This is a genomic window from Adlercreutzia equolifaciens, from assembly GCF_029076695.1.
In the GTDB taxonomy this organism is placed as follows: Bacteria; Actinomycetota; Coriobacteriia; order Coriobacteriales; family Eggerthellaceae; genus Adlercreutzia; species Adlercreutzia equolifaciens_A.
On record NZ_JARFIK010000142.1, the window covers coordinates 1 to 358 of the forward strand.

The 358-nt window shown below is 44.1% G+C and carries 1 protein-coding gene; it reads right to left on the reverse strand.

The genetic code is table 11. The features are described from left to right. Positions 1-4: 4 nt before the first annotated feature. Positions 5-358: hypothetical protein (locus PZH32_RS11825; RefSeq protein ID WP_275208454.1), on the reverse strand; the 354-nt coding region annotated here is incomplete at its 5' end.

Here is a 358-nt window from a genome sequence, read left to right on the forward strand (position 1 = left end):
GTGGTCAGAAGATAGAAATATCCGGAGCGAACACTTTCTGATGGTATTGTGCGTTTTTTAAGGATGCAGGAATCGGATTCCGATGGGACTGCAGGAAGGAATGAGCAAAATGAAGGATAAATCTCCTGGCAAAGGAAGAGAAGGAATCCAACAGGATAATGCTTCTCAGGAAAGAAACATCAGAAGTATCCAGATCAGAAAGAATACCAAGCCATTCCTGCTTGTGGGATTTCCATAGGGCAAGCCACTTATAGAACTGCTTGGTGGAGATTTGATATCTTTCACAGAGTTGTTCGATGGTAAAACGACCTGCAAAATACTGCCCAAGAAGGCGCAGGATGAAGAGCAGGCTGTAGCT